Annotated in this window: 21 protein-coding genes; 10 read left to right on the top strand and 11 right to left on the bottom strand. The window is 55.8% G+C overall.

Features of this window, described 5'->3' with window-relative positions; all coding sequences use genetic code 11:
- Positions 1 to 4: 4 nt before the first annotated feature.
- From ACSIPU_RS11450 to ACSIPU_RS11435, 4 genes are all read left to right on the top strand, one after another.
- Entirely contained in the window at positions 5 to 835 is an 831-nt protein-coding gene (locus tag ACSIPU_RS11450; protein ID WP_032728797.1) for a PfkB family carbohydrate kinase, read from the top strand.
- Between the two features lie 94 nt (positions 836 to 929).
- Entirely contained in the window at positions 930 to 2495 is a 1566-nt protein-coding gene (locus tag ACSIPU_RS11445; protein ID WP_064372672.1) for an amidohydrolase, read from the top strand.
- Between the two features lie 56 nt (positions 2496 to 2551).
- A complete protein-coding gene (locus ACSIPU_RS11440) occupies positions 2552 to 3970 on the top strand; it encodes a YfcC family protein (protein WP_024273635.1) in 1419 nt (472 codons plus the stop codon).
- Positions 3971 to 4054: 84 nt separating this feature from the next.
- The gene (locus ACSIPU_RS11435; RefSeq protein ID WP_001727696.1) at positions 4055 to 4780 is read left to right on the top strand and encodes a GntR family transcriptional regulator; all 726 of its coding nucleotides are present in this window, start codon (positions 4055 to 4057) and stop codon (positions 4778 to 4780) included.
- Between the two features lie 2 nt (positions 4781 to 4782).
- Here ACSIPU_RS11435 and argF read toward each other — a convergent pair whose 3' ends face one another.
- The gene (gene argF, locus ACSIPU_RS11430; protein WP_004108896.1) at positions 4783 to 5787 is read right to left on the bottom strand and encodes an ornithine carbamoyltransferase; all 1005 of its coding nucleotides are present in this window, start codon (positions 5785 to 5787) and stop codon (positions 4783 to 4785) included.
- The gene (argL, locus tag ACSIPU_RS11425) at positions 5757 to 5852 is read right to left on the bottom strand and encodes a putative translational regulatory protein ArgL (protein ID WP_370798676.1); all 96 of its coding nucleotides are present in this window, start codon (positions 5850 to 5852) and stop codon (positions 5757 to 5759) included. Before argL ends, argF begins: the two co-directional genes overlap by 31 nt.
- A 99-nt stretch (positions 5853 to 5951) precedes the next feature.
- Here argL and rraB point away from each other — a divergent pair, with 99 nt between their 5' ends.
- Together rraB and miaE are read left to right on the top strand one after the other, a co-directional pair.
- Positions 5952 to 6371, top strand: a complete 420-nt coding sequence (rraB, locus tag ACSIPU_RS11420) for a ribonuclease E inhibitor RraB (protein ID WP_004108894.1) — start codon at positions 5952 to 5954, stop codon at positions 6369 to 6371.
- A gap of 52 nt (positions 6372 to 6423) precedes the next feature.
- Complete coding sequence (gene miaE / locus ACSIPU_RS11415) at positions 6424 to 7182, top strand: tRNA isopentenyl-2-thiomethyl-A-37 hydroxylase MiaE (RefSeq protein ID WP_004117554.1); 759 nt, start codon at positions 6424 to 6426, stop codon at positions 7180 to 7182.
- Between the two features lie 40 nt (positions 7183 to 7222).
- Here miaE and ACSIPU_RS11410 read toward each other — a convergent pair whose 3' ends face one another.
- The 5 genes from ACSIPU_RS11410 to pepA form a co-directional block, all read right to left on the bottom strand.
- Complete coding sequence (locus ACSIPU_RS11410; protein WP_196557798.1) at positions 7223 to 8245, bottom strand: alpha/beta hydrolase; 1023 nt, start codon at positions 8243 to 8245, stop codon at positions 7223 to 7225.
- Between the two features lie 152 nt (positions 8246 to 8397).
- Entirely contained in the window at positions 8398 to 8901 is a 504-nt protein-coding gene (locus ACSIPU_RS11405; protein WP_004108871.1) for a GNAT family N-acetyltransferase, read from the bottom strand.
- 122 nt (positions 8902 to 9023) lie between these two features.
- Positions 9024 to 11879 (bottom strand): valine--tRNA ligase, encoded by a 2856-nt coding sequence (locus ACSIPU_RS11400; RefSeq protein ID WP_016808109.1) that lies wholly within the window; start codon positions 11877 to 11879, stop codon positions 9024 to 9026.
- Positions 11879 to 12322: a DNA polymerase III subunit chi gene (gene holC, locus ACSIPU_RS11395; RefSeq protein ID WP_004098129.1), complete on the bottom strand. Its 444-nt coding sequence runs from the start codon at positions 12320 to 12322 to the stop codon at positions 11879 to 11881. Before holC ends, ACSIPU_RS11400 begins: the two co-directional genes overlap by 1 nt.
- A gap of 122 nt (positions 12323 to 12444) precedes the next feature.
- Positions 12445 to 13956, bottom strand: coding sequence for a leucyl aminopeptidase (pepA, locus tag ACSIPU_RS11390; RefSeq protein ID WP_004108865.1), 1512 nt, complete (start codon positions 13954 to 13956; stop codon positions 12445 to 12447).
- A 267-nt stretch (positions 13957 to 14223) separates the two neighbouring features.
- Here pepA and lptF point away from each other — a divergent pair, with 267 nt between their 5' ends.
- Together lptF and lptG are read left to right on the top strand one after the other, a co-directional pair.
- Positions 14224 to 15321 carry an LPS export ABC transporter permease LptF gene (gene lptF, locus ACSIPU_RS11385; protein WP_004108862.1) on the top strand — a complete coding sequence of 366 codons (1098 nt, stop codon included), beginning with the start codon at positions 14224 to 14226 and terminating at the stop codon, positions 15319 to 15321.
- Positions 15321 to 16403, top strand: coding sequence for an LPS export ABC transporter permease LptG (lptG, locus tag ACSIPU_RS11380; protein ID WP_004108859.1), 1083 nt, complete (start codon positions 15321 to 15323; stop codon positions 16401 to 16403). Before lptF ends, lptG begins: the two co-directional genes overlap by 1 nt.
- 41 nt (positions 16404 to 16444) lie before the next feature.
- On the opposite strand, the gene ACSIPU_RS11375 is transcribed toward lptG, so the two are convergent.
- Together ACSIPU_RS11375 and ACSIPU_RS11370 are read right to left on the bottom strand one after the other, a co-directional pair.
- On the bottom strand, positions 16445 to 17947 hold the full coding sequence (locus ACSIPU_RS11375; protein WP_004108856.1) for a helicase HerA-like C-terminal domain-containing protein: 1503 nt from the start codon (positions 17945 to 17947) through the stop codon (positions 16445 to 16447).
- An 86-nt stretch (positions 17948 to 18033) separates the two neighbouring features.
- Complete coding sequence (locus tag ACSIPU_RS11370) at positions 18034 to 18855, bottom strand: TIM barrel protein (protein ID WP_004108853.1); 822 nt, start codon at positions 18853 to 18855, stop codon at positions 18034 to 18036.
- A 360-nt stretch (positions 18856 to 19215) separates the two neighbouring features.
- On the opposite strand from ACSIPU_RS11370, the gene ACSIPU_RS11365 reads away from it, so the two are divergent.
- Both ACSIPU_RS11365 and iolB read left to right on the top strand, forming a co-directional pair.
- Positions 19216 to 20721, top strand: coding sequence for a CoA-acylating methylmalonate-semialdehyde dehydrogenase (locus tag ACSIPU_RS11365; protein ID WP_004108850.1), 1506 nt, complete (start codon positions 19216 to 19218; stop codon positions 20719 to 20721).
- Between the two features lie 18 nt (positions 20722 to 20739).
- Positions 20740 to 21549: a 5-deoxy-glucuronate isomerase gene (gene iolB, locus ACSIPU_RS11360; protein WP_004108848.1), complete on the top strand. Its 810-nt coding sequence runs from the start codon at positions 20740 to 20742 to the stop codon at positions 21547 to 21549.
- Positions 21550 to 21745: 196 nt separating this feature from the next.
- On the opposite strand, the gene ACSIPU_RS11355 is transcribed toward iolB, so the two are convergent.
- Together ACSIPU_RS11355 and ACSIPU_RS11350 are read right to left on the bottom strand one after the other, a co-directional pair.
- Entirely contained in the window at positions 21746 to 22603 is an 858-nt protein-coding gene (locus tag ACSIPU_RS11355) for a MurR/RpiR family transcriptional regulator (RefSeq protein WP_004098142.1), read from the bottom strand.
- Positions 22604 to 22754: 151 nt separating this feature from the next.
- Positions 22755 to 24668 carry a bifunctional 5-dehydro-2-deoxygluconokinase/5-dehydro-2-deoxyphosphogluconate aldolase gene (locus tag ACSIPU_RS11350; RefSeq protein ID WP_004108844.1) on the bottom strand — a complete coding sequence of 638 codons (1914 nt, stop codon included), beginning with the start codon at positions 24666 to 24668 and terminating at the stop codon, positions 22755 to 22757.
- Between the last annotated feature and the right edge of the window lie 224 nt (positions 24669 to 24892).

Raw genomic sequence — 24892 nt, 5'->3', positions numbered from 1 at the left:
TATGATGAATGTGATTGGAATTGGCGATAACGTCGTCGATAAATACGCCCATACTCAGACCATGTATCCCGGTGGAAATGCGTTGAACTTTGCCGCTTATGCGGCCATGTTGGGACACAATGCGGCCTATCTGGGGATTTTTGGTAATGATGCCGCTGCGGAGCACGTTATGCAGGTGCTGGATAAAGTTGGCGTCAAGTGGCCCCACTGTCTGCAGGTGGCCGGGGAGAACGGCTGTGCGCAGCTGAAAATCGAAGAGGGAGAACGGATATTTCTTGGTTCGAACGCCGGGGGGATTCGTAAGACAACTTCGATGGATTTTATTTTTCAGCATGAGCAATACCTGCGTGAGTTTGATCTGATCCATAGCGGTTGTTACAGCTACATGGAGACGCAATTACCTCAGTTACGCAAGCTCAACATTCCTGTCTCTTTCGATTTTTCAGATGACTTTGTACTGGAGCAGGCGCTGCTGCTGTGCCGCTACGTCGACTTCGCATTCTTCTCATGCGCTGACTACAGCCTGGCGCAAACGCGTGAAATTGTGCAACAGGCGCAGGCCAGCGGGAGTCGCATTGTCTGCGCGACGCGTGGGGATGAAGGCGCGATTTTATTTGACGGGCAGGATTGGTATCAGCAGGCGCCCGATTACGTCACTCCAGTCGATACAATGGGCGCAGGTGATGCTTTTATTACCGCTTTCGTTTGCCATTTTCTGGCCCAACCTACGGGTAACAAGCGCGAAGCGATTACCAATAGCCTGCAAAAAGCAGCAGCTTTCTCGGCACAAATTTGCCTGAAAGAAGGGGCGTTTGGCTACGGGACTCACTACTAACCTATAACGCCCTCTCTCATTTTTCCGTACTGATTTCCGTCCGCTTGCCGGGCGGAAACGGGGATTTGTGCGCTTTTTCCGTGAGGAAAGAAATATGCATAGTGAAGCTGCTGATTTGATTTTACGTTCTGATGCTATTTTTACTGCTGCCAGAAATGAGCTATTTAGCGGATATGTCGTCATTAAAAATGGCGCTATCGCGGCGATGATAGCGAATGGGGAAGATATTCAACCCTGGAGAGGTGAAAGTACTCGCTTTATCGAACTTGGCGATCGCCTGATTTGTCCGGGATTTTGCGATAATCACACGTTTTTTACCGGCTATATGAGCATGCGGCGTGGCGTCGATCTCCATGCCGCCCGCGACAGTAATCATGCTCTTGAACTACTACAGGCTGCAGAAAATCTTCTCCCTGAGGGGAAAAGCCTCTATGGCTGGGGCTGGTCTGTTGCCCGTTGGGGAGCGGTGCCTGATGCCAGGTTACTGGATGACGCTTTCCCGCAGAGGCCGGTTGTCGCCATTAACGATGACAAAAGCTATTGCTGGATGAACCGTGCCGCCGTGGAGCTTTATGGCTTTACCGCTGAAGAGTGCAGCGCGGAGGCGAGAATCGCATTATTGGATGAGATGCTGGCTGATACCGCACAGTTAAAAAAAGAAATGCGGGCATTTATGACCCGACTTGCCGGACAGGGAATCACGGCGATAAAAGACGTTTGTTTCAACGATGCGCCGCGGTTGATGAATGCCTGGGATGAACTGGAAAAAGAGGATGCGCTGTCGCTGAGGGTGAGCATTGTTTCTCAGCCCGTATCTGCGCCTGTCGATCTTGCTTTCGGTGAACAGGCCCGACGCCGCTTTCATTCGCCATGGCTGCGGTTTCATGGTTTTAAATTTATGGTCGATGGCGTTATTGCCGATCATACCGGCGATATGATTTACCCCTATGCCGATCGTCCCGGCACGAACAATGAAAGGCCCGTTGACTATGATGCCCTGCGCCAGCAGGTTTTGCTGGCTGATGCTCGTGGATTCAACTGCTGTATGAATGCGGAGGGCGATGCCGCAATTCGCCGCTGTATAGATATTTTTGCCGAATGCCGTCAGCGTCACCCGCAGAGTGTGATCAGACATTCTCTGAGCGATCTGGAATGCCCGCATCCAAACGATATTCCCAGAATGGCTGAGCTCGGCCTCTTTGCCGAAGTTTATGCACAAATTCTGCTCCTTAACCCCTGCGAAGCCGAAGCCTATATGCGCGAACGCTATGGCGAAGAGCGCGAAGCGCAATTCTACGATTATGCCGCACTATTCGGGGCTGGCGTAACGGTCACTATTGGTACCGATCTGCCCCTGTTTATTCCTTCTGTTCCTGACGCGATGTATGCCGCCTGCTGTCGCCAGTTCCCTGATGGTTCACCCGTGAATGGCTGGTACCGCGAACGCGGAATGACGCGACAGCAGCTCTTAACGGCCTGGACGCTGAATAGTGCTCGACATCACGGCATGGAAGATATGACCGGTAGCCTTGAGCCGGGAAAACGTGCGGATATCGCGGTTTTTGACCGTAATTTGTTGAGCTGCCCGAATGATGAGTTACGGACTTCCACCGTTGTACTGACCCTGGTGGATGGCCGTATTACCCATGAACTTCTGTGACTCTAAAAATGCCGAATGACGGCGAACATAATATAAACATCTTACCGAGGCGGATTATGCGTATTGCAAAAATAAAGTGGGCGATGCCACACTGCTACGCTCTGATTTTCTTCATTATTATATTAGTAGCGCTGCTGACATGGTGTATTCCCAGCGGCAGTTTTGATTATCACTCAGTGACTTTACCCGGCGGTGAAACGAAAACATTAGTGATCCCGGGGTCTTATCATCTGCTGGAAAAAGTCAGCAGCGAGGGCGATTTACGTCAGGGTATTGCCGCCGTACTGGCCGCGCCGATGGAGGGAATTATCAAGGCCGCCGACGTAGTGGCGTTTGTACTCATTGTTGGTGGTGCTTTTGGCGTTATTTTACGTACTGGCGCTATTGAGCGGGGGCTGGTGGCGCTGGCTGAACGTCTGGCTGGTAAAGGGATTCTGGTTATCCCTATCGCAATGACCTTGTTTAGCCTGGGGGGCGCAACTTTTGGTATGAGCGAGGAGGTGATCCCTCTTTATGCGATCTTTATATCCCTCATGTTCGCGCTGGGTTATGACTCAATGACCGCGATCCTGATTCTTTTTCTGGGAACCCAGATTGGCTATGTTGGCGCAATGACCAATCCGTTCTCTGTACTCATTGCCCAGGGCGTAGCGGGTATTCAGGGAAATCCGCAGCTTTGGCTGCGTGCCATCGCATGGCTGGTCTTCACATTGCTGGCGATGACTTACACCATGTGGTACGCACATCGTGTTAAACGCACTCCACAAAAGTCGCCGGTATATGAGAATGATTGCCGCAACCGTGAGCAGTTTTTGTCGATACAGGATACGTCGGTCCATTTTTCCATCGCCGATCGAGTGATTATCATCGCTTTTGTGCTGGCGCTGACCATCATCTCATGGGGGTTAATCACGCGTGGCTGGTACATGGTTGAGATCGGCTCCGTGTTCCTGGCTCTGGGGCTATTTTCTGGGATCGTCGGGCGCATGGGTATTAGCGGGATGGCCGACAGCTTTGTCGAAGGGTGTAAAGAGTTTGTTTACGCCGCCGTAGTGATAGGACTCGCGCGCGGTATTTTGGTGGTGGCGGAGAACGGACGAATTATCGACACGTTGCTCTTTGGCTTGTCGGAAATGCTGGAAGGGTTGCCGCAGTACGCATTCACCACTCTGATGCTATTAGGGCATAACGTCATCACCTTTTTTGTCCCCTCCTCTTCGGGCGAGGCTGCGCTCACTATGCCCGTGCTGGCGCCATTAGGCGATTTAGTGGGTATCAATAAAGAGGCGATGGTAATGGCTTATCAATTTGGCAATGGCCTGACGAACCTGGTTTCTCCTACCGGTGGTGTATTGCTGGCCGGGCTGTCTATTGCGCGCATTGGATTTGGTCAGTGGTTAAAGGCGATTGCGCCGCTGTTTCCGGTGCTGTGGATAGTCAGCGCCGTGTTTGCTGCGATTTCGGCCTGGGTCTAAGGGATATGCGCGCCGTCGTAGTTTGATGGGCGCGCTTCGATTATAATCCTGCTTCGCATCAATGGCCGTGCTGGTACCTCTTTTATGTCGAATTTTGGACTGCAACAGAATACTTCCGTACCGTTATACAGGCAGCTTAAAGATAAAATCCTCAGCGATATCTCGTCCGGGAAACTCGCTGAAGGAGAGAAAATCCCCACCGAGATTGAGCTCAGCGAACTTTACAATATCAGCCGCATTACGGTGCGCAACGCAGTGAAAGAGCTGGTAGCCGAAGGCTATTTGGTGAAAAAGCAGGGGAAGGGGACTTTTGTCTGTCTGCCTAAAATTGAGCGTAAAGTTGTGCACCTGCTTAGCTTTACTGCCGCATGCGATGCTAACCATCTACCAACCCACAGCGTAGTGACTCGTCGTGAGATTCTGCCGGACTATCGTAATGCGCGTCAGCTTCTTGAGCTTGAGAGGGATGATTCCGTGCTTTATATCCAACGCCTCAGGATCGCTGGCGATGCGCCGTTAATGTTAGAGAATAATTACTACTCTCTGAAACGATTAGGATTTTTACAGCAGGAAGATCTCAGCGGGTCGCTTTATCAGCTATTGCGTGATAAATACGCGATCGTGCCTACCTATGCGGGTGAAACGACGGTAGAGATGGTGCGCGCGCATTCTGACAACGCACCGCTGCTGCAGCAACCGCCCGGCGAACCGTTATTCCTAATGAAAACGCTGATTCTGGATAGCCAGCATCAGCCTATTCACTATGGAGAACAGTATATTGTCGCCGAGCGTTACACGTTTAGTTTTTGATTTCAGTGGGAAAGCGTCGCAACCATCACCGCTTTGATGGTATGCATGCGGTTTTCCGCCTGATCGAAAACGATGCTCGCCGCGGATTCAAATACCTCGTCGGTCACTTCCATTCCGCCGTGCAGGCCGTACTCCGCCGCCATCTGTTTGCCGAGCGTGGTCTGGTCGTCGTGGAACGCGGGCAGACAGTGGAGAAATTTCACCTGCGGATTGCCGGTCAGCGCCATCATCTCGCGGTTCACCTGATACCCGCGCAGCAGCGCGATACGCTCCGCCCACTTCTCTTTAGCTTCGCCCATCGATACCCAGACGTCGGTATAGATAAAGTCCGCGCCCTTCACGCCCGCAGCGATATCTTCAGTTAGCGTAATATTGCCGCCGTTTTTCTGCGCCAGCGTGCGGCACTGCGCAACCAGCTTCTCTTCCGGCCAGCAGGCCGTTGGCGCGACCAGACGCAGATCCAGCCCGGTCAACGCAGCGGCTTCAAGCATGGAGTTACCCATGTTATTCCGCGCGTCGCCGGCGTAGACCAGAGTCATCTCGTTAAAAGCTTTGCCCGGCAGGTGTTCCTGCATAGTCAGTAAATCCGCCAGCAGCTGGGTGGGGTGAAATTCGTTGGTCAGGCCGTTCCACACCGGAACGCCGGCATACTCGGCAAGGGTTTCCACCACTTCCTGGCCATGGCCGCGATATTGAATACCGTCATACATGCGCCCCAATACGCGAGCGGTGTCTTTAATCGACTCTTTGTGGCCAATCTGGCTGCCGCTTGGTCCGAGATAGGTGACGCGAGCGCCCTGGTCAAATGCGGCAACTTCGAAAGAGCATCGGGTGCGGGTAGAGTCTTTTTCGAAGATGAGCGCGATGTTTTTACCGGCGAGATGCTGAATTTCGATATTGTTTTTCTTATCAGCTTTAAGCCTGGCGGCCAGCTCAAGCAGAGCGGTGATTTCGGCGGGGGTAAAATCGAGCAACTTTAAAAAATGCTTCTGATAAAACGCGGACATGGTTCCCTCACGTGGCTCAAGCCATTTGTTGAATTAAAATTCACTTTATATGTATGAATATTCATTTGCAACCCCGCATCATAAATCTTTCTCTCAGAAGGTGGAGGCAATCACGGCGGTATGTGACAATAGAAGTATCTGCGACACATTATGAGGAACGAGCCATGGCTAACCCGGAATTACTGGAAGAACAGCGTGAAGAAACGCGTCTGATTATTGAAGAACTGCTCGAAGACGGCAGCGATCCTGACGCGCTGTACACCATTGAACACCATCTTTCTGCCGATGATTTCGAAACGCTGGAAAAAGTGGCGGTCGAGGCCTTCAAGCTGGGTTATGAAGTGACTGAGCCAGAAGAGCTGGAAGTTGAAGAGGGTGATACCGTGATTTGCTGCGATATCCTCAGCGAATCCGCGCTGAATGCCGAGCTGATCGATGCCCAGGTTGAGCAGCTGATGACCCTGGCGGAAAAATACGACGTCGAGTACGACGGCTGGGGTACCTACTACGAAGATCCTAACGGGGAAGAAGGCGATGACGACGAAGATCTCGTTGATGAAGACGACGACGGCGTCCGCCACTAAGTAGCAGAGGTATACGGCGGCACGGTATGCCGCCGTATAGCAAGGAACTTCAATGGATTACCCGCAAATACTCGCTCCGATTTTAAGCTTTCTGCATTGCCCAACACCTCAGGCGTGGATTGATGAAGCCCGTAAACCGGAAAACCTCCCGCTGCTGTTGACCGACCATATGGTGTGCGAACTGAAAGCGGCGCAAAACGCCATGCTGCTGGTGCGTCGATACGTCGCGGATAAAGCAGGCGCGGATGAACTGCTGGCCTGCCTGAAGCCGTACGAGGACTTTACCTACCGCTGGGGGCCGGAACCGGATTTCGTCGCGCTGCATAAGCAGATAAATAAAAGCGCTATGCCGCAGACCGACGATCCCTGGGGACGTCAGCTACTCGACAGCATGATCCTGCTAATCAAAGAAGAGCTGCATCACTTCTGGCAGGTGAGGGAAATTATGCTTTCCCGCGATATCCCATACGTCAAAATCACCGCCAGCAACTATGCTCGCGGGCTGCGCCGGGAAGTGCGTTCGCATGAACCGGTCATGTTGATCGATAAACTCATCTGCGGAGCCTATATTGAAGCCCGTTCCTGCGAGCGTTTTGCCGCGCTGGCGCCATGGCTGGATGACGATCTGCAAAAGTTTTATCTGTCGCTGCTGCGCTCTGAAGCGCGCCACTATCAGGACTATCTGGATTTGGCGCAGAGGATTGCCGGGGACGATATCAGTGAACGCGTACGCCAGCTTGGCGAGGCGGAAGCGGCGCTCATTAACGCGCCCGAGGCTGAGTTTCGCTTTCACAGCGGCGTGCCCGCCTGAGCGTCAGGCCGCAGCTTCATCGCAGCGGCCTGACGATCCATTACAGATTGGCGTTTTTATCTTTTTCTGCTGTCGCGGCGGCTTTGGGCGCGCCGAGGGTGGTTTTAAACCAGTTCACTACCCGTTCAATAACCGGCTTCTGGTACCAGCTGTCATCGCCGTGCTCCGCGCCTTCCAGCAGCACGTAATCGGCCGGGTTACCCTCTTTCTTCAGCGCGCGATAGAGCTGTTGACTTTGTACCGGTGAAACCAGAGTGTCGGCGCTGCCGTGCATAATTAAAAATGGCGGCTTTTTACCGCGGATATGGCCCATCGGGCTGGCAGCCAGCGCTTTTTGCGGGTCACTGGCAATCGTCGCTCCCGGCCAGTCGCGAAAGGCGCTACCGTGGACCAGCAGCGCTTCAGTGACTGCAGGTGACTGGTGCACTTTTTGAATCGCCTGCGGAAAACCTTCGCCGATATTTAACAGATTCGAAATTCCGTACAGCGTGGCGGCGGCCTGCACGTCCGATGACTGCGCCAGGTTATCGCCACGATCGAACGTTTTTTCGCCATTGGTAAGCGCCAGCATCTGCGCCATATAGCCACCTGCGGAATCCCCCAGCACGCCAATACGCGACGGATCTATACCGTACTCAGCTGCATGTTCGCGCAGATAGCGAACGGCGGCTTTACCATCGATAACCGGGGCCGGGAAGGTATCGGGAACCGTACGGTATTCCGCCGCCGCGACGACGAATCCCGCCGACGCCAGCGCCATACGCATCTCGATAAACTTATTCCAGGCCGCGCTGGTGAAACCGCCGCCGGGGAAATAGACGATTGCCGGTTTCAGATCGCCGTTACGCGGCACCAGCAAAGACATATGCAGTTGACGAACGGCGACGGTGCTTTTTACCTGGCTATATACGATATCGTTGAGCGCATCGATACGGCCCCGGGTTTTTTCCACGCGGATGATCTGAGCGCCTTCGGTATTGCCAGCGAGTTCGCCGGCGTTAACGCTGGAAGCCATGCCGGCAAGTATCATGCTGCCGGTGAGCAGGAGGGAGAGTTTTTTCATTGTGTTCTATCCTGAGCAAGGCCTGCCGCGGCGGCAGGCTAAAAGATCCAATGCTCGAAGAGTGTATTAGCGAACACGTGCGGTGAATAACGCTCTTTTTGCATGAAAACCATGCGTTTTTTCGATTAATCCGCATCGCCTTTTCGCTGGCGCTACAGCACTTTCAGCATCCTGACTTCGCAGTCAACGTGGCCGGTGCAGCCCAGCGGCTCAGCAATATGCTCGAAGCCAAGGTGTTCATATAAACCGATCGCTTCTTTAAGGAAAGCGGTGGTTTCCAGATAACAGCGTTTGAATCCCTGCTGGCGGGCGTGATCCAGGGCCATCAGCGCCAGCTTTTTCGCCAGCCCCTGGCCGCGCGCGGAGGTCATAAAATACATTTTCTGGAGTTCGCAGATATCGGGCTCGCTACAGGTCAGAGGCGCAACCCCGCCGCCGCCAACAACCTGACCGTTTTGCTCAACTACCCAATAGGCGGCGCCCGGCTGGCTATATAGCTCATAGAGTTCATCCAGATTCGGATCGGCTACCGTATAGCCTTTGTCGGCGGTCAGGCCATATTCAGCGGAAACCTGGCGGATAACAGCGGCTATCGCCGGATTATCATTAGCCGTGATGCGGCGCAGGGTCAGCGGTAGGGTTGCGCTCGTATTCATGTGAAGACTCATTGCAAAATAATGACGGATAATGTTGTTAATAACACTGCTGGAGGGGAGAGTGCAAGCGAGGATCTTTCACAGAAAACGCCCCTTATCCGAATGGATAAGGGGCGAGTGAATTACAGCGCGGCGATAACCGCCTGCTGCTCAATCAGCTTCGCTTTCGCTTCCGCATAGCCTTCCAGCTTCTCACGCTCTTTGGCGATCACCGCTTCCGGCGCGCGGGCCACAAAGCCTTCGTTGGAAAGTTTGCTTTCGATGCGGCTAATCTCGCCTTCGATTTTGCTCACTTCTTTCGCCAGGCGCGCCAGCTCATCTTCTTTATTGATGAGGCCAGCCATCGGGATCAGCAGCTCGGCGCCGTCGATAATTTTGGTCACGGAAACCGGACCTTTATCATCGGCCGGCAGCACGGTGATGCTTTCCAGACGCGCCAGGTTCAGCAGGAAGCTGCGGTTATCGTTCACGCGACGAATCGCGGCGTCGCTGCAGCCGCGCAGCAGCAGCTCAAGCGGCTTACCTGGGGCGATGTTCATTTCCGCGCGGATGTTACGCACGGCGACGATCGCCTGCTTCAGCCATTCGGTATCGGCCAGCGCCGCTTCGTCAACCTGAGACGCATCGTACTGCGGGAACGGCTGCAGCATGATGGTATCGGCAGTGATACCGCAAATGACCTTCACGCGCTGCCAGATGGTCTCGGTGATGAACGGAATAATCGGGTGCGCCAGGCGCAGCAGACCTTCCAGAACGGTCACCAGCGTGTGACGGGTGCCGCGCAGCTCAGACTCGGAACCGCCGTTCATTACCGGCTTGGTCAGCTCCAGATACCAGTCGCAGAACTGATTCCAGGTAAACTCGTACAGAATGCCTGCGGCGATATCGAAGCGGAAGCCGTCCAGCGCTTCGCGGTAGGCTTTGATGGTCTGGTTGAATTCCGCAAGGATCCAGCGGTCCGCCAGCGACAGGGTCATTTCGCCGCCGTTAAAGCCGCAATCCTGATCTTCGGTATTCATCAGCACAAAGCGGCTGGCGTTCCACAGCTTATTACAGAAGTTACGGTAACCTTCCAGACGCTTCATATCCCAGTTAATGTCGCGGCCGGTAGAGGCCAGCGCCGCCAGGGTAAAGCGCAGGGCGTCGGTACCGTGCGGCTCAATGCCGTTCGGGAACTGTTTCTCGGTGCGTTTGGCGATTTTCTCCGCCAGCTGCGGCTGCATCATGTTGCCGGTACGTTTCTCCAGCAGCTCCGGCAGGGAGATGCCATCAACCATATCCAGCGGGTCGATAACGTTGCCCTTCGATTTGGACATCTTCTGGCCTTCGTCATCGCGGATCAAACCGGTCATATAGACGGTTTTAAACGGCACCTGCGGCTTGCCGTTTTCATCTTTGATGAAGTGCATGGTCATCATGATCATGCGGGCAATCCAGAAGAAGATGATGTCGAAGCCGGAAACCATCACGCTGGTCGGATGGAACTGGCGCAGGGCATCGGTGTTTTCCGGCCAGCCAAGAGTAGAGAACGTCCACAGCGCGGAGGAGAACCAGGTATCCAGCACGTCTTCGTCCTGGCGCAGCGCCACGTCGGCGCCGAGGTTATTTTCCTGGCGTACTTCGTCTTCGGTGCGGCCAACGTAAACGTTGCCGTCGTTGTCGTACCATGCCGGGATGCGGTGACCCCACCACAGCTGACGGGAGATACACCAGTCCTGAATGTCGCGCATCCAGGAGAAGTACATGTTTTCGTACTGCTTCGGCACGAACTGAATGTCGCCGTTCTCGACCGCTTCAACCGCCGGTTTAGCCAGCACGTCGGCACGTACGTACCACTGATCGGTGAGCATCGGTTCGATAACGACGCCGCCGCGGTCGCCGTATGGTACGGTCAGATCGTGCGGTTTAATCTCGTCCAGCAGGCCCAGCGCGTCGATGGCGGCAACCACCGCTTTACGCGCGGCAAAGCGCTCCAGCTTCTGGAACTCCGCCGGGATGGCGTTTGAGTAGACGTCGGACTCGTTGCCTTTGGTGTCGTAGACTTCCGCGGTTTCGCGGATATCGCCATCAAAGGTCAGGATGTTGATCATCGGCAGCGCATGACGCTTGCCCACTTCATAGTCGTTAAAGTCGTGCGCCGGGGTGATCTTCACGCAGCCGGTGCCCTTTTCCATATCGGCGTGTTCATCACCAACAATCGGAATACGGCGGTCAACCAGCGGCAGAATGACGAATTTGCCGATAAGGTCTTTATAGCGCGGATCTTCCGGGTTAACGGCCACGCCGGTATCGCCCAGCACGGTTTCCGGACGGGTGGTAGCGACGACCAGATAATCTTTACCGTCAGCGGTTTTCGCGCCGTCGGCCAGCGGATAGCGGATATGCCACATCGAGCCTTTAGACTCGCGGTTTTCCACTTCCAGATCGGAGATGGCGGTACGCAGTTTCGGGTCCCAGTTGACCAGACGCTTGCCGCGATAGATCAGATCTTCTTTGTACAGGCGGACAAAGACTTCTTTTACGGCGTTGGACAGGCCTTCGTCCATGGTGAAGCGCTCGCGCTCCCAGTCCACGGAGTTGCCCAGGCGGCGCATCTGACGGGTAATGGTGCCGCCGGATTCCGCTTTCCACTGCCAGATTTTATCGATAAAGGCGTCGCGACCGTAGTCGTGGCGGGTTTTACCTTCTTCGGCGGCAATCTTACGCTCAACCACCATCTGGGTAGCGATACCCGCGTGGTCGGTACCGGCCTGCCACAGGGTATTTTTACCCTGCATGCGCTGGTAGCGAATCATGGTATCCATGATGGTTTGCTGGAAGGCATGACCCATATGCAAACTGCCGGTGACGTTCGGCGGCGGGATCATGATGCAGAAACTTTCCTGGCTTTCGTCGCCATTGGGTTTGAAATAGCCCTGCTTTTCCCAGTGCTCGTAAAGCGGCTGTTCGATATCTTGGGGGTTGTATGTCTTTTCCATTATTTCCAGGTTGCCGTGTTCAGGTTGAAACCAGCCATGCGGTACGCTTTGTAGCGTTCGCGCGCCAGTTGTTTCAAAGAGTCTTCATAAGGGACGAAGTCTATCACTTCTGTGAAAGCGGTGGCAAAATCTGCAAAGTTTAGCCGCAGGCTAATCAGAATATCCCGCGGGCTGCTGTTGCGTTTTTGCGGCCAGGCGATCTCTACCGGCGCGCCGCCGCGCGGACCTTCCCCCGCCAGATTATGCGGAACGAAACTTTCTGCGGGGCGTGCCCAGAGCGCTTCGTCCAGACGAATGGCCTGCTGCTCATCTTCACAGGCGATGAGCACGCGTTTACCGCTGCGCCAACGTTCTGCGGCAATGTCACACACCAGCTGTTCAACGGCGCTCAGGCCATCCTGTTGCGTATCATTGTCCAGAAGATAGAACGTTGCGTTTTTCATATATGGGGCTTCTTGTGGTGACTTTAAATGCTTAAGCCGGGCGGCGCTACGCTGACCCGGCCTATAAACGGTATCTTTCCAGAGGCCCGGCAAGCGTAACGCCGCCGGGCATCAGACGGCAATTACTCTTCGCCGGTAAATCCGGCGCGGTTGAGCAGGAACTGCGACAGCATCGCCACCGGACGACCGGTCGCGCCTTTGGCCTTCCCGGAACGCCAGGCGGTGCCGGCAATATCCAGATGCGCCCAGTTGTATTTACGGGTAAAGCGCGCCAGGAAGCAGCCTGCGGTAATCGCTCCGCCAGGACGGCCGCCGATATTGGCCATATCCGCAAAATTTGACTCCAGCTGTTCCTGGAACTCGTCGGCAAGCGGCAGACGCCATGCGCGATCGCCCGCCAGTTCGGACGCGCCGATCAGCTCGTGGGCCAGCGGATTGTGATTCGACATCAGGCCGGTGATGTGGTGGCCGAGCGCGATCACGCAGGCGCCGGTCAGGGTGGCCACGTCGATAACCGTTTCCGGCTCGAAACGCTCAACGTAAGTCAGCACATCGCACAGCACCAGGCGACCTTCGGCATCGGTGTTCAGCACTTCCACCGTTTGCCCGGACATCGTGGTCAACACGTCGCCAGGACGATAGGCGCGGCCGCCAGGCATGTTTTCACATCCGGCCAGCACGCCGACAACGTTCAACGGCAACTGAAGTTCCGCCACCATGCGCATCACGCCGTACACCGCCGCCGCGCCGCACATATCGTATTTCATCTCGTCCATGCCTTCTGAAGGCTTGATGGAGATACCGCCGGAGTCAAAGGTCAGGCCTTTACCCACCAGCACGATAGGCCGCGCGTCTTCTGCCGGGTTACCTTTGTATTCGATAACCGACATCAGCGATTCGTTCTGCGAGCCGTTGCCGACCGCCAGATAAGAGTTCATTCCCAGCTCTTTCATCTGCTGCTCGCCGATAACGCGGGTAATGACGTTCTTACTATAGGTATCGGCCAGCTGGCGCGCCTGGGAGGCCAGATACGCGGCGTTACAGATGTTGGGCGGCATGTTGCCCAGATCTTTCGCCGCTTTGATGCCGGCGGCGATCGCCAGACCGTGCTGGATAGCGCGTTCGCCGCTGGTCAGCTCGCGACGGGTGGGAACGTTGAAGACCATTTTACGCAGCGGGCGACGCGGCTCGCTTTTGTTGGTTTTTAACTGGTCGAAGCTGTACAGCGTCTCTTTGGCGGTCTCGACGGCCTGCCGCACTTTCCAGTAGTTATTGCGGCCTTTGACGTGCAGTTCGGTCAGGAAGCAGACGGCCTCCATTGAACCAGTATCATTCAGCGTATTGATGGTTTTCTGAATAACCTGCTTATACTGACGCTCGTCCAGCTCGCGTTCTTTACCGCAGCCAATAAGCAGAATGCGCTCCGACAGAATGTTCGGCACATGGTGCAGCAATAAAGTCTGGCCAGGTTTGCCTTCCAGCTCGCCGCGACGCAGCAGGGCGCTGATATAACCGTCGCTAATTTTATCAAGCTGTTCGGCGATGGGGGAGAGACGACGTGGTTCAAAGACGCCGACCACGATACAGGCGCTCCGCTGCTTCTCCGGGCTACCGCTTTTTACACTGAACTCCATGCACTACGCTCCTGAATCTTAAAGACAACGACGGTGGCTACGGATAGAATTGAAAGCTTTCGTAACTCATGTCCGCTGTTGTGGTGACTTCGTGTTAATCTTAACGTTATTACGGCCTTGGTTCGTCAGAAAAGATCCTGATACGCAGAACCAGCGAGTCATTTAATCTTAGCGATGTTTTCGACGACTAAAGAGAATAAATGACGTTTAAGCCATGAAACAAGCAATTTTCCTGCAATAAAACGGGTTTTTACGGGCGTATTTATAGTGATAATCATAAGATATCTGGTTCGTGAGACGCTGAAAAGCCAGTTGGCGATCCTATTCATCCTGCTACTCATTTTCTTCTGTCAGAAACTGGTCAGGATCCTCGGCGCCGCTGTTGATGGCGATATCCCGACAAATCTGGTGCTCTCGCTGTTAGGGTTGGGCGTACCTGAAATGGCGCAGCTTATTCTGCCCCTGAGTTTATTCCTCGGGCTGCTGATGACGCTGGGCAAACTGTATACCGAAAGCGAAATCACGGTGATGCACGCCTGCGGCCTGAGTAAGGCCGTGCTGGTGAAAGCCGCCATGATCCTTGCGCTCTTTACGGGCATTATCGCGGCGGTCAACGTGATGTGGGCAGGGCCCTGGTCGTCCCGTCATCAGGATGAAGTGCTGGCGGAAGCGAAAGCAAACCCCGGCATGGCCGCGCTGGCCCAGGGCCAGTTCCAGCAGGCCAGCGACGGCAGCGCAGTGCTGTTTATTGAGAACGTCAACGGCAACCGTTTCAGCGACGTCTTCCTTGCCCAACTGCGGCCACGAGGCAACGCGCGCCCTTCGGTGGTGGTCGCGGATACCGGCGAGCTCTCGCTGCGTAAAGACGGTTCGCAGGTGGTGACCATGAATCAGGGCACCCGCTTTGAAGGCACCGCGATGCTGCGCGACTTTCGCATTACCGACTTTAAAAACTATCAGGCGATTGTTGGCCATCAGGCGGTGGCCTCCGATCCGAACGATACCGAGCAGATGGATATGCGCACCCTGTGGCGTACCGATACCGATCGCGCCCGGGCGGAGCTGCACTGGCGCTTCACGCTGGTGGCAACGGTATTCATCATGGCGCTAATGGTGGTGCCGCTCAGCGTGGTGAACCCGCGCCAGGGTCGCGTGCTGTCGATGCTGCCGGCGATGCTGCTCTATCTGGTGTTCTTCCTGCTGCAAACGTCGATTAAATCGAGCGGCGGTAAAGGCAAAATGGATCCGATGATCTGGATGTGGGCGGTAAACCTGCTCTATTTCGCGTTGGCCGTGCTGTTGAACCTGTGGGATACGGTGCCGATGCGCCGCTTCCGTGCCCGTTTTAACAAAGGAGCGGCGTGATGCAGGCGTTTGGCGTACTTGACCGTTATATCGGTAAGACGATTTTCAATACCATCATGATGACCCTGTTCATGCTGGTTTCCCTGTCGGGCATCATCAAGTTTGTCGACCAGCTGAAAAAGGCCGGGCAGGGCAACTATGATGCGTTAGGGGCCGGAATCTACACGATTCTCAGTGTGCCGAAAGATATCCAGATCTTCTTCCCGATGGCGGCGCTGCTCGGCGCGCTGCTGGGGTTGGGCATGCTGGCGCAGCGTAGCGAGCTGGTGGTGATGCAGGCTTCCGGCTTTACCCGCCTCCAGGTGGCGCTGTCGGTGATGAAAACCGCGATTCCGCTGGTGCTGCTGACCATGGCGATGGGCGAGTGGGTAGCCCCGCAGGGCGAGCAGATGGCGCGCAACTATCGTGCTCAGCAGATGTACGGCGGTTCGCTGCTTTCCACTCAGCAGGGCCTGTGGGCGAAAGACGGCCATAACTTTGTTTATATCGAGCGGGTAAAAGGTAACGATGAGCTGGGCGGAGTGAGCATCTACGCGTTTAACGACCAGCGCCGTCTGCAGTCCGTTCGCTACGCCGCTTCGGCAAAATTCGATACCGAAAATAAGCTCTGGCGACTGTCGCAGGTGGATGAATCCGACCTGACCGATCCGAAACAGGTCACGGGGACGCAGACCGTCAGCGGGACCTGGAAGACCAACCTGACGCCGGATAAGCTTGGCGTGGTGGCGCTGGATCCGGATGCGTTGTCAATCAGCGGCCTGCACAACTATGTTACCTATCTGAAGTCCAGCGGTCAGGATCCGGGCCGCTATCAGCTCAATATGTGGAGCAAAATCTTCCAGCCGCTGTCGGTGGCGGTGATGATGCTGATGGCGCTGTCGTTTATCTTTGGCCCGCTGCGTAGCGTGCCGATGGGCGTCAGAGTCGTGACCGGGATCAGCTTCGGTTTTATCTTCTACGTGCTGGACCAGATTTTCGGCCCGCTCACCCTGGTCTACGGCATCCCGCCGATAATCGGCGCGCTGTTGCCGAGCGCCAGCTTCTTCTTGCTGAGCCTCTGGCTGATGATGCGTAAATCCTGACGTAACGCGCCCCCTTCCTGAATCAGAAAGGGGGCGTTTTTTTAGCGTTTCCGTCCGCCAAGTAAGCTTCCCAGCATTCCCCTGACTATCTGCCTGGTGACCTGACGCACCGCGCTCTTCGCTGCCGTTTGCACAATGCCGTCGCGTTTGCCGCCGCGCGGCCCGGTAGTGCCGAACAGGATATCTTTGAGCCCGCCGAGCAGGCCGTCGTCATCGCCGTTTGGCTGGCCTTTTGCGGGCGGGGATTGCTGCTGCTCAGTTGTGGTCTGCACGCCCTGCTGCAGCATTTCAAACGCCGATTCACGGTCGATCTCTTCTTCATATTTTCCGTACAGCGGCGAGTGGTTAAGCAGTCCGTTACGTTCGTCATCGGTGACCGGGCCCATGCGCGAGCAGGGCGCGATAACCATCGCCCGCTCTACTATCGAGGGGCTGCCTTTCTCATCAAGAAAGGAGATCAGCGCCTCGCCGGTGCCCAGCTCCTGGATCGCCTGCTCGGTGCTGAACGCCGGATTCGCGCGCATAGTTTGCGCGGCGGTTTTTACCGCTTTTTGGTCTTTCGGCGTGAAAGCGCGCAGGGCGTGCTGCACCCGATTGCCCAGTTGACCCAGCACCGCATCGGGAATGTCCGCCGGGTTTTGTGAAACAAAATAGACTCCGACGGCTTTAGAACGAATCAGGCGGATGACCTGCTCGATTTTATCCAGCAGCACCTGGGGCGCATCGTTAAACAGCAGATGCGCCTCATCGAAGAAAAAGACCAGCTTTGGCTTTTCCTGGTCACCGGCCTCCGGCAGACGTTCGTAAAGCTCGGAAAGCATCCACAGCAGGCTGGCGGCGTACAGCTTCGGCATCTGATAGAGCTTTTCCGCGCTCAGGATATTAATTACCCCTTTACCCTGCGCATCAACGCGCATCCAGTCCTGGATATCGAGCATGGGTTCGCCGAAAAAGTGCTCTGCACCCTGCTGCTCCAGGGTCAGCAATCCGCGCTGAATCGCCCCGACGGAGGCGCTGCTGATGTTGCCGTACTGGTTCTGAAAAGCTTTGGCGTTGTCGCCAATGTGTTGGGTAATCGCGCGCAGGTCTTTAAAGTCGAGCAGCAGCAGCCCGCGGTCGTCGGCGATCCGGAAGATGATATTCAATACCCCGGACTGAACCTCATTGAGGTTGAGCAGGCGAGCCAGCAGCAGCGGCCCGAGATCGGAAACCGTGGCGCGGACCGGGTGGCCTTTCTCGCCAAAGATATCCCATAGCACTACCGGATTAGCATGCGGCTGCCAGTCCGTTGCGCCGATTTTTTCCAGCCGCGCCTGCAGTTTTTCCGAACTTTGGCCCGCCTCAGCGATACCGGTAAGGTCGCCTTTCACATCGGCCATAAATACCGGAACGCCGATTTCCGAGAAAGATTCCGCCAGCTTTTGCAGCGTGACGGTTTTACCGGTCCCCGTGGCGCCGGTAATTAAGCCGTGGCGGTTCGCCATAGCGGGCAATAAATGCAGCTGTTTTTCCAGCGTGCGTGCAATCAGCAGCGGTGAGCTCATGAGCGATTTCTCCATTTATCCTGCTGCGAGTATAGGCAACCTGATAGCAAAAGTGGGGAGATCGCGCACGCCTTCGCTTATTCCCTTCAGGCGCAGTGGCGCTGAATTAACGCGATACTGTGCTCGATTTCGCGGCGGATATCGTCTTCGCTCCAGTTTGCCAGCTCCGGTGAGAAAGGCTCGAACGCATATACGCCCTGATAGCCGCGGGCCTCCAGGTTTTTGACCTGCTCGCAGCTTTGCAGCTGGTCTTTTTCGGTCAGCATGATGCGTTCGTTGTCGGTCAGGGTTTCGCGCGGGCGGGTATCTTCTACGCCGGAAAGATGCACCAGGCCGATTTCGCCGATATCCACCTGGCTAAACTCCTGCTCCGCCTGCGGATAAAGATGATGGTGAAAGGTATCGATCAGCAGCTTAAACGGCACCCGTGCGTCGTGAATCAGCGTTTGCGCCTGCGCCGAGGAGCGCAGCGAGCTTTGCGGGAAGCCGAGCGGCTCGACGAGTCCCTCAATGCCATAGAAGGCGAATAGCGGCGCCAGGTCGCGCAGGGCGTTAAGGGTTTCGCTCGCCGGAACCTCGGTACCATCGTTCAGCGGGCACAGCACCAGCGATTTCGCGCCGACGGCTTTGGCCTCTTTTAGCAGGGACTCCGTCAGGCTGCGAACCTCTGCGGTGCGGCAGTTGAAAGGATAAACCGCGTTGATAGTGAGGATCTCAATATGGTAGCGGTCAGCCAGTTCACGAACCTGCTGGTGGCTCAGGTCGTCGGTCACTTTTCCGCTGGGGAGGTCGTTACGTAGCTCGACTTTGTTTAGCCCGAGGCTGTTCACCAGCCGGAAGAAGGCCTCAATGCTGAGGGAAGGGGCAATCTTGCGGTTGATACAGAAACGCTGTGCTGCAATAGCCATTTTGACTCTCCTGAAATAGATAGTTCGGCGTCGTTCGATTACCCCATAGTCAAAACATTTATTCCAAAATTAGCAATGCATGAAATGGCGATTTTTTGAGCCGACTCGCAAAATATTTTTCTTGGCTTCTTGCATTGCGGCGGGTTCCGGAAGGCGCTACGCCTGTTCTCTTTTTATGGGGGCTTTGCCTGTAAGACAGCGTTTCCTTACAAGAAAATGCGACCATCATCACCAAAATACAATTTCATTAATGATGAATATTGAAATATTAATTTCATTTTACTACGGTACAACACAGCAGATCCAGTAATGGGCCGTACTGCGTTGGCCCCCGATACCCCATACATATGAGGCGAGAGCATGACTATCACAGGAAACTTTATTGGCGGGAAGACCGTTACCAGCGGCAGCAACAATACAATGCCGGTTTTCGACCCCGCGACGGGCAAAGTGGTCCGCGAAGTCACGTTATCGACCGCGCAGGAAGTCTCCGATGCGATTCAGGTGGCGCATGATGCTTTTGATGGCTGGTCGCGTACCACGCCGCTGCGCCGGGCCCGCGTGCTGTTTAATTTTAAAATGTTACTTGAACAGCACGCTGAAGAGCTGGCGGGGATTATCGTCAGCGAACACGGTAAAGTCTTTTCCGATGCGATGGGCGAACTGACGCGCGGCATGGAAGTCGTTGAGTTTGCCTGCGGGATTCCGCACCTGATCAAAGGCGAGTTCTCATCGGATGTCGGCACCGGCGTCGATAGCTATTCTCTGATGCAGCCGCTGGGCGTAGTGGCGGGCATTACGCCGTTCAACTTCCCGGCGATGGTTCCGATGTGGATGTTCCCGCTGGCGCTGGCCTGCGGCAACAGCTTTGTCCTTAAGCCGCCAGCGCTGGCCCCTGGCGCTGCGGTGCGCCTGGCGGAGTTGCTGAAAGAAGCGGGGCTGCCGGACGGCGTCTTTAACGTGGTGCACTGCAGCAATGAAGATGCTGAGCAGCTGTACAAGGATCCGCGTATTGCGGCGGTAAGCTTTGTGGGATCTTCCGGCGTGGCGGAGCATATTTATAAAACCGCCAGCGCTTATGGTAAGCGCGTTCAGGCATTTGGCGCGGCGAAAAACCACGCGATTGTGATGCCGGATGCCGATCTTGATGCCACCGTGAATGCGATTATGGGCGGCGCGTTCGGCTCTGCGGGCGAGCGCTGCATGGCGCTGCCGGTGGTCGTCGCCGTGGGCGATGAAACGGCAGATAAACTCATTGCGCGCCTCAAGCCGCTGGTGGAGTCCCTGAAGGTCGGCCCGGGCTGTATGCGTGGAAAAGAAGAAAACGAAATGGGTCCGGTCGTCTCAGAGGCGCATCAGAAAAAAGTGCTGGGATATATTGATAAAGGCGTCAGCGAAGGGGCGACGCTGGTAGTTGACGGGCGTAAGCTGCGAGTTGCCGGTTTCGAAGAGGGTTACTACGTTGGCGGAACGCTGTTCGACAACGTGACGCCGGAAATGACTATCTGGCGCGAAGAGATTTTTGGCCCGGTACTGGGTATTGTCCGCGTGGCGGACTACCACAGCGCGCTGGAGCTGGTAAACAGCCATGAGTTCGGCAACGGCAGCGCCGTCTTTACCAGCAACGGCCACACCGCGCGTGAGTTTGTACATGATGTCCAGGCCGGAATGGTTGGGGTCAACGTACCGGTACCCGTTCCAATGGCCTTCCATAGCTTTGGCGGCTGGAAACGCTCCGTATTTGGCGCACTGAACGTGCATGGGCCGGATGGCGTGCGTTTCTATACGCGTATGAAAACCGCCACCGTCCGCTGGCCGCAGGGTCAGCAAACCGTATCTGAATTCAGCATGCCGACGTTAGGCTAATCGGCGAAGGAGAGCGCCATGTCTTTACTGGCTAAAGCAAAAAAAGAAGGGCAGATTCAGCACATCACCCCGCAGAGCGCGGGGTGGAAGTACATTGGTTTTGATGTCTGGATGTTAAAGAAAGGGCAAACCGTTACCCTGGAAAGCGGCGATCGCGAGCTGTGCCTGGTGCTGGTCGCCGGGCTGGCTTCGGTAAAAACCTCGCAGGCCGATTTTCCGAATCTGGGCCAGCGTATGTCGCCGTTTGAGCGGACCCCGCCCTGGTCAGTTTACGTGCCGCCGCAGGATAAAGTCGAAGTGACGGCAGATTCTGACCTTGAGCTGGCGGTATGCAGCGCCCCGGGTAAAGGAACTTTACCGGCTCGAGTTATCTCCCCGCAGGACGTGGGCGTAGAGCATCGCGGTAAAGGGCGTAACCAGCGGCTGGTGCACAATATTCTGCCGGATAGCGCGCAGGCGGACTGCCTGCTGGTGGTGGAGGTTTACACTGACGAAGGAGCGACCAGCTCATGGCCGTCGCACAAGCACGACACGGCGCTGCCGGGTCAGGAAACCCAGTTGGAAGAGACCTACTACCACCGTTTCGATCCGCCGCAGGGTTTTGCCTTCCAGCGCGTCTATACCGATGACCGTAGCCTTGATGCCTGTATGGCTCCCTACAACCACGATGTGGTCATGGTACCGCGCGGCTACCATCCGGTAGCGGCGATTGCCGGGTATGACAGCTACTACCTGAACGTGATGGCCGGTCCGGATCGCAAATGGATGTTTACCTGGGAAGAGGATCACGCGTGGATCAACAGCCCTGATTATCCCCGCCACGATTAACAACAGTTGAAGACAAAAAGGCCGGTTAGCCATGCTAGCCAGCCTTTTTGATCCTGTAGCCCGAATAAGATCGTCGTCGCAATTCTGCCACATCCCCGGCTCGCGCTGCGCTCAGCCGGGCTACGGGTTTACCATCGTCTGCGGACAAGTCGCCCGGATAAGACGTTTACGTCGCAATCCGGGAATAATGAAAAATTTAAGCCAACTGCTTCGTTTCTGCATCCTTGCTGCTGTTCAGCGCCAGCGAGACCGCCAGCGTCTGAGCCAGACACAGGGAGGCCACCTGCGAGCGGAAACCATCAACCTGCGCCTCGCGCACGACAAAGCAGACGTCGCTGAAGGCCGCCAGCGGGCTGACCTGGCTGTCGGTAATCGCTATCTGACGTGCTTTACGCTGCGCGCCGAGCTCCACCAGTTCAACCACTTCCCGCGCATATGGAGAGAAGCTCACCGCCACGACGACATCTTTCGGCCCGACCAGGCTGAGCTGTTCGGTAAACATGCCGCCCAGACCGTCAATCAGGAACGCTTTACGGTCCAGATGGCGCAGGGCGTAGGTCAGATAGGAGGCAACGCTAAAAGAGCGGCGCAGGCCGATAACGTAGATATTTTCCGCTTCCGCCAACAGCGCGACCGCACGCTGCAGATCGTCGCCGGAGGTCTGCATCGCCAGCTGCTGCAGCGCCTGAGTATTAACCATAGTGAACATATTCAGGATTTCGGTCGGCGTTTCCGGCGGGGTTGCGTCATCCGTGGTGGTCTGGCGGAACAGACGCGCGCGCTCGGTATAGTTAGCAGTCTCTTCCATCAGGTGCTGCTTGAACATCTGCTTCATTTCGTTGAAACCGCTAAAACCAAAGGCGTTAGCGAAGCGGATCAGCGTGGAAGGGGGGACGTCAGCTTGTTGCGCGATAGAGGCCACGGTATCGAAAGCCACGCTATTGCTGTTATCGAGAATATAGCGGGCTACCTGTTTCAGGCGTTTGCTTAACGTATCGTAGCGACGCCTGATTTCATCCTGCAAGATGGTAAGTTGGGTTGGATTATTGGCCATAGATTGCGCTCTGAGAAAATGAAAGGAATATAATTTCCAGTGTATCAAATGAAGCGAATTTTTCATTTACTACGATGAAATACGCGATTCATTTCACGAAGATCCAGAAAAAAGCCCGCATCTTGGGGAAAGGATGCGGGCCTGGTTAGTATCAGCCGCGGGCTTCTCGCCAGTAGCCGATGAGCGTGAGGTAGTTGCGTTTCACTTCGTTAATCAGCGCCTCGTCGCTGAGCTCTCCCTGCATCCAGCGCCGTGAAGGCTGGCCAAAAATGGTGCGTCCTACGGCAAAACCTTTGATCATCGGATGCTTCGCCGCTTCGGCAAAACCGGCGCGCAGACGGTCCGAAGGGGCGTCCAGGCCGAGGATTAAGATCCCGCGGCACCAGCTATCTTCGCGCGCGATCAGTTTGCCAATCCTTTCCCACTCCGCGCTCGACAGCGGCGGCAGCTTCCACCAGTCCGGCTGGATGCCCAGCTGATAGAAGTGCTCCAGCATGTCGTGGTAATGGCGTTCATCTTTATCCGGACCGTTTTCCGGCAGGATGATTTCCAGCAGCAGCTCATGCCCGGACTTATTGCACGCCTGCCAGACCTCCAGCAGCAGCGCATCCTGTTCGGCGCGCAGCTCGGCAGGGTCGGCAGGATGATAGAAGACCAGGCATTTCACGACGTGCTCCAGCGGCCAGTCGATAAGCTGGGAACCGATGTTGCCATGTTCCAGGCGCAGCGGGCGCGAGCTTGGCATTTCAATCGGCCGGCCAATCCACCAGCCCTTGCCGGTGATGGCATTGAGCGAGCGCTGGCCGTAGGTGCCATCGGCGAGAATGCCGCTGCGGCCGTCAAGACCGGCTTCGTCTGCGGCGGCTTCCGCGGCCGCCAGCAGCAGCAGCTTCAGCTGCGGAATACAGGATTCATCACGCCCGGTTTCCAGCGCCAGGTCTGCCAGCTGCTTACGGTGGTCAAAGGCGAAAATGCACAGCTCCGGCCACGCCTGGCGGCGGCTGGTGACGCGATGGAGATGGTTGAGGCGAGCGTCGATATCCGGACGCGGGACAGATTCTGCTCGCGACAGATAGTCGTCAAGTTCGGCTTTGGTTGGCATCGCGGGCGCGCAGCCGTGACGTGAAACCACCAGCGCGCCGCAGGCGTTAGCGTAGCGACAGGCCTGCTCCCAGCCTTCGTCGTTAAGCCAGCCGCGCAGCAGGCCGGACATAAAGGCATCGCCAGCGCCGAGGACGTTAAGCACGTCTACGCGCACGCCCTGCTGCAGCGGCACGCTATCCCAGCTGTCGGGAATGTCGCCTTCCAGCACCACGCAGCCCATCGGACCGCGTTTGCAAACCAGCGTCGCTTTCGTGGCGTTACGCACGTTTTTCAGCGCGGTCAGAGTATCGGTACTGCCGCCGGCAATATGAAACTCCTCTTCAGTCCCCACCACTAAATCGAATAGATGCAGGACTTCCTGCAGCTGGCTGGTCACCTGACCGGACTCAATGAAACGCGTTTCGCCGTCGCCCAAAGAGGTTAACCCCCAAAGCACCGGACGATAGTCGATATCCAGCGCCGTACGCAGGCCGTGACGGCGCGCGTACTCCAGCGCCTTCAGCACCGCTTCACGCGTGTTGGCGTGCGAAAGGTGGGTACCGGTTACCGCCAGCGCCCGGGAGGAGGCGATGTACTCTTCCTTAATGTCTTCTGGCGAAAGGGCCATATCGGCGCAGTTATCGCGGTAAAAAATGAGCGGAAATGTCTCCTGATCTTTAATCCCCAGCATCACTAACGCCGTCAGGCGCTGCTTATCGGTGATCAGATATTCGGTATCGACGCCGGCGCGGCTGAGCGTTTCGCGTAAAAAACGACCATTGTGCTCATCGCCCACGCGGGCAAGCATCGCCGATTTTAATCCCTGTATAGCGGTGCCGAAGGCGACGTTGCCGGAAGAGCCACCCAGGTACTTAGAAAAACTGGCAACATCTTCCAGCCTCGCGCCAATCTGCTGGGCATAGAGATCGACTGCCACCCGGCCAATACAGATGACGTCGAGTCGCTTTACTGCTGCATTCATAGCTAGGGTTTCCTTTTGCATTTCTGCTGTACGGAAGAGTCGGGATGCCGACAGCGTCTCCGAAAACAGCCTGAGGGTTATTGGTTATCCCTAGTTTGAGAAATAAATATTTCATTTGCAAACTAGATCGAAATTAAAAAACCAAAAATGTGAGGGATATACCACTCTGCCGCGCCGAGCCCCATTCTGCCTCAGATCCTGCGCGCCGAGGTAAAGCTGAACTA

It is taken from the genome of Klebsiella sp. HN106 (assembly GCF_051209435.1).
GTDB lineage: Bacteria > Pseudomonadota > Gammaproteobacteria > Enterobacterales > Enterobacteriaceae > Klebsiella > Klebsiella oxytoca.
This window is presented reverse-complemented; position numbering and strand designations above follow the sequence as displayed.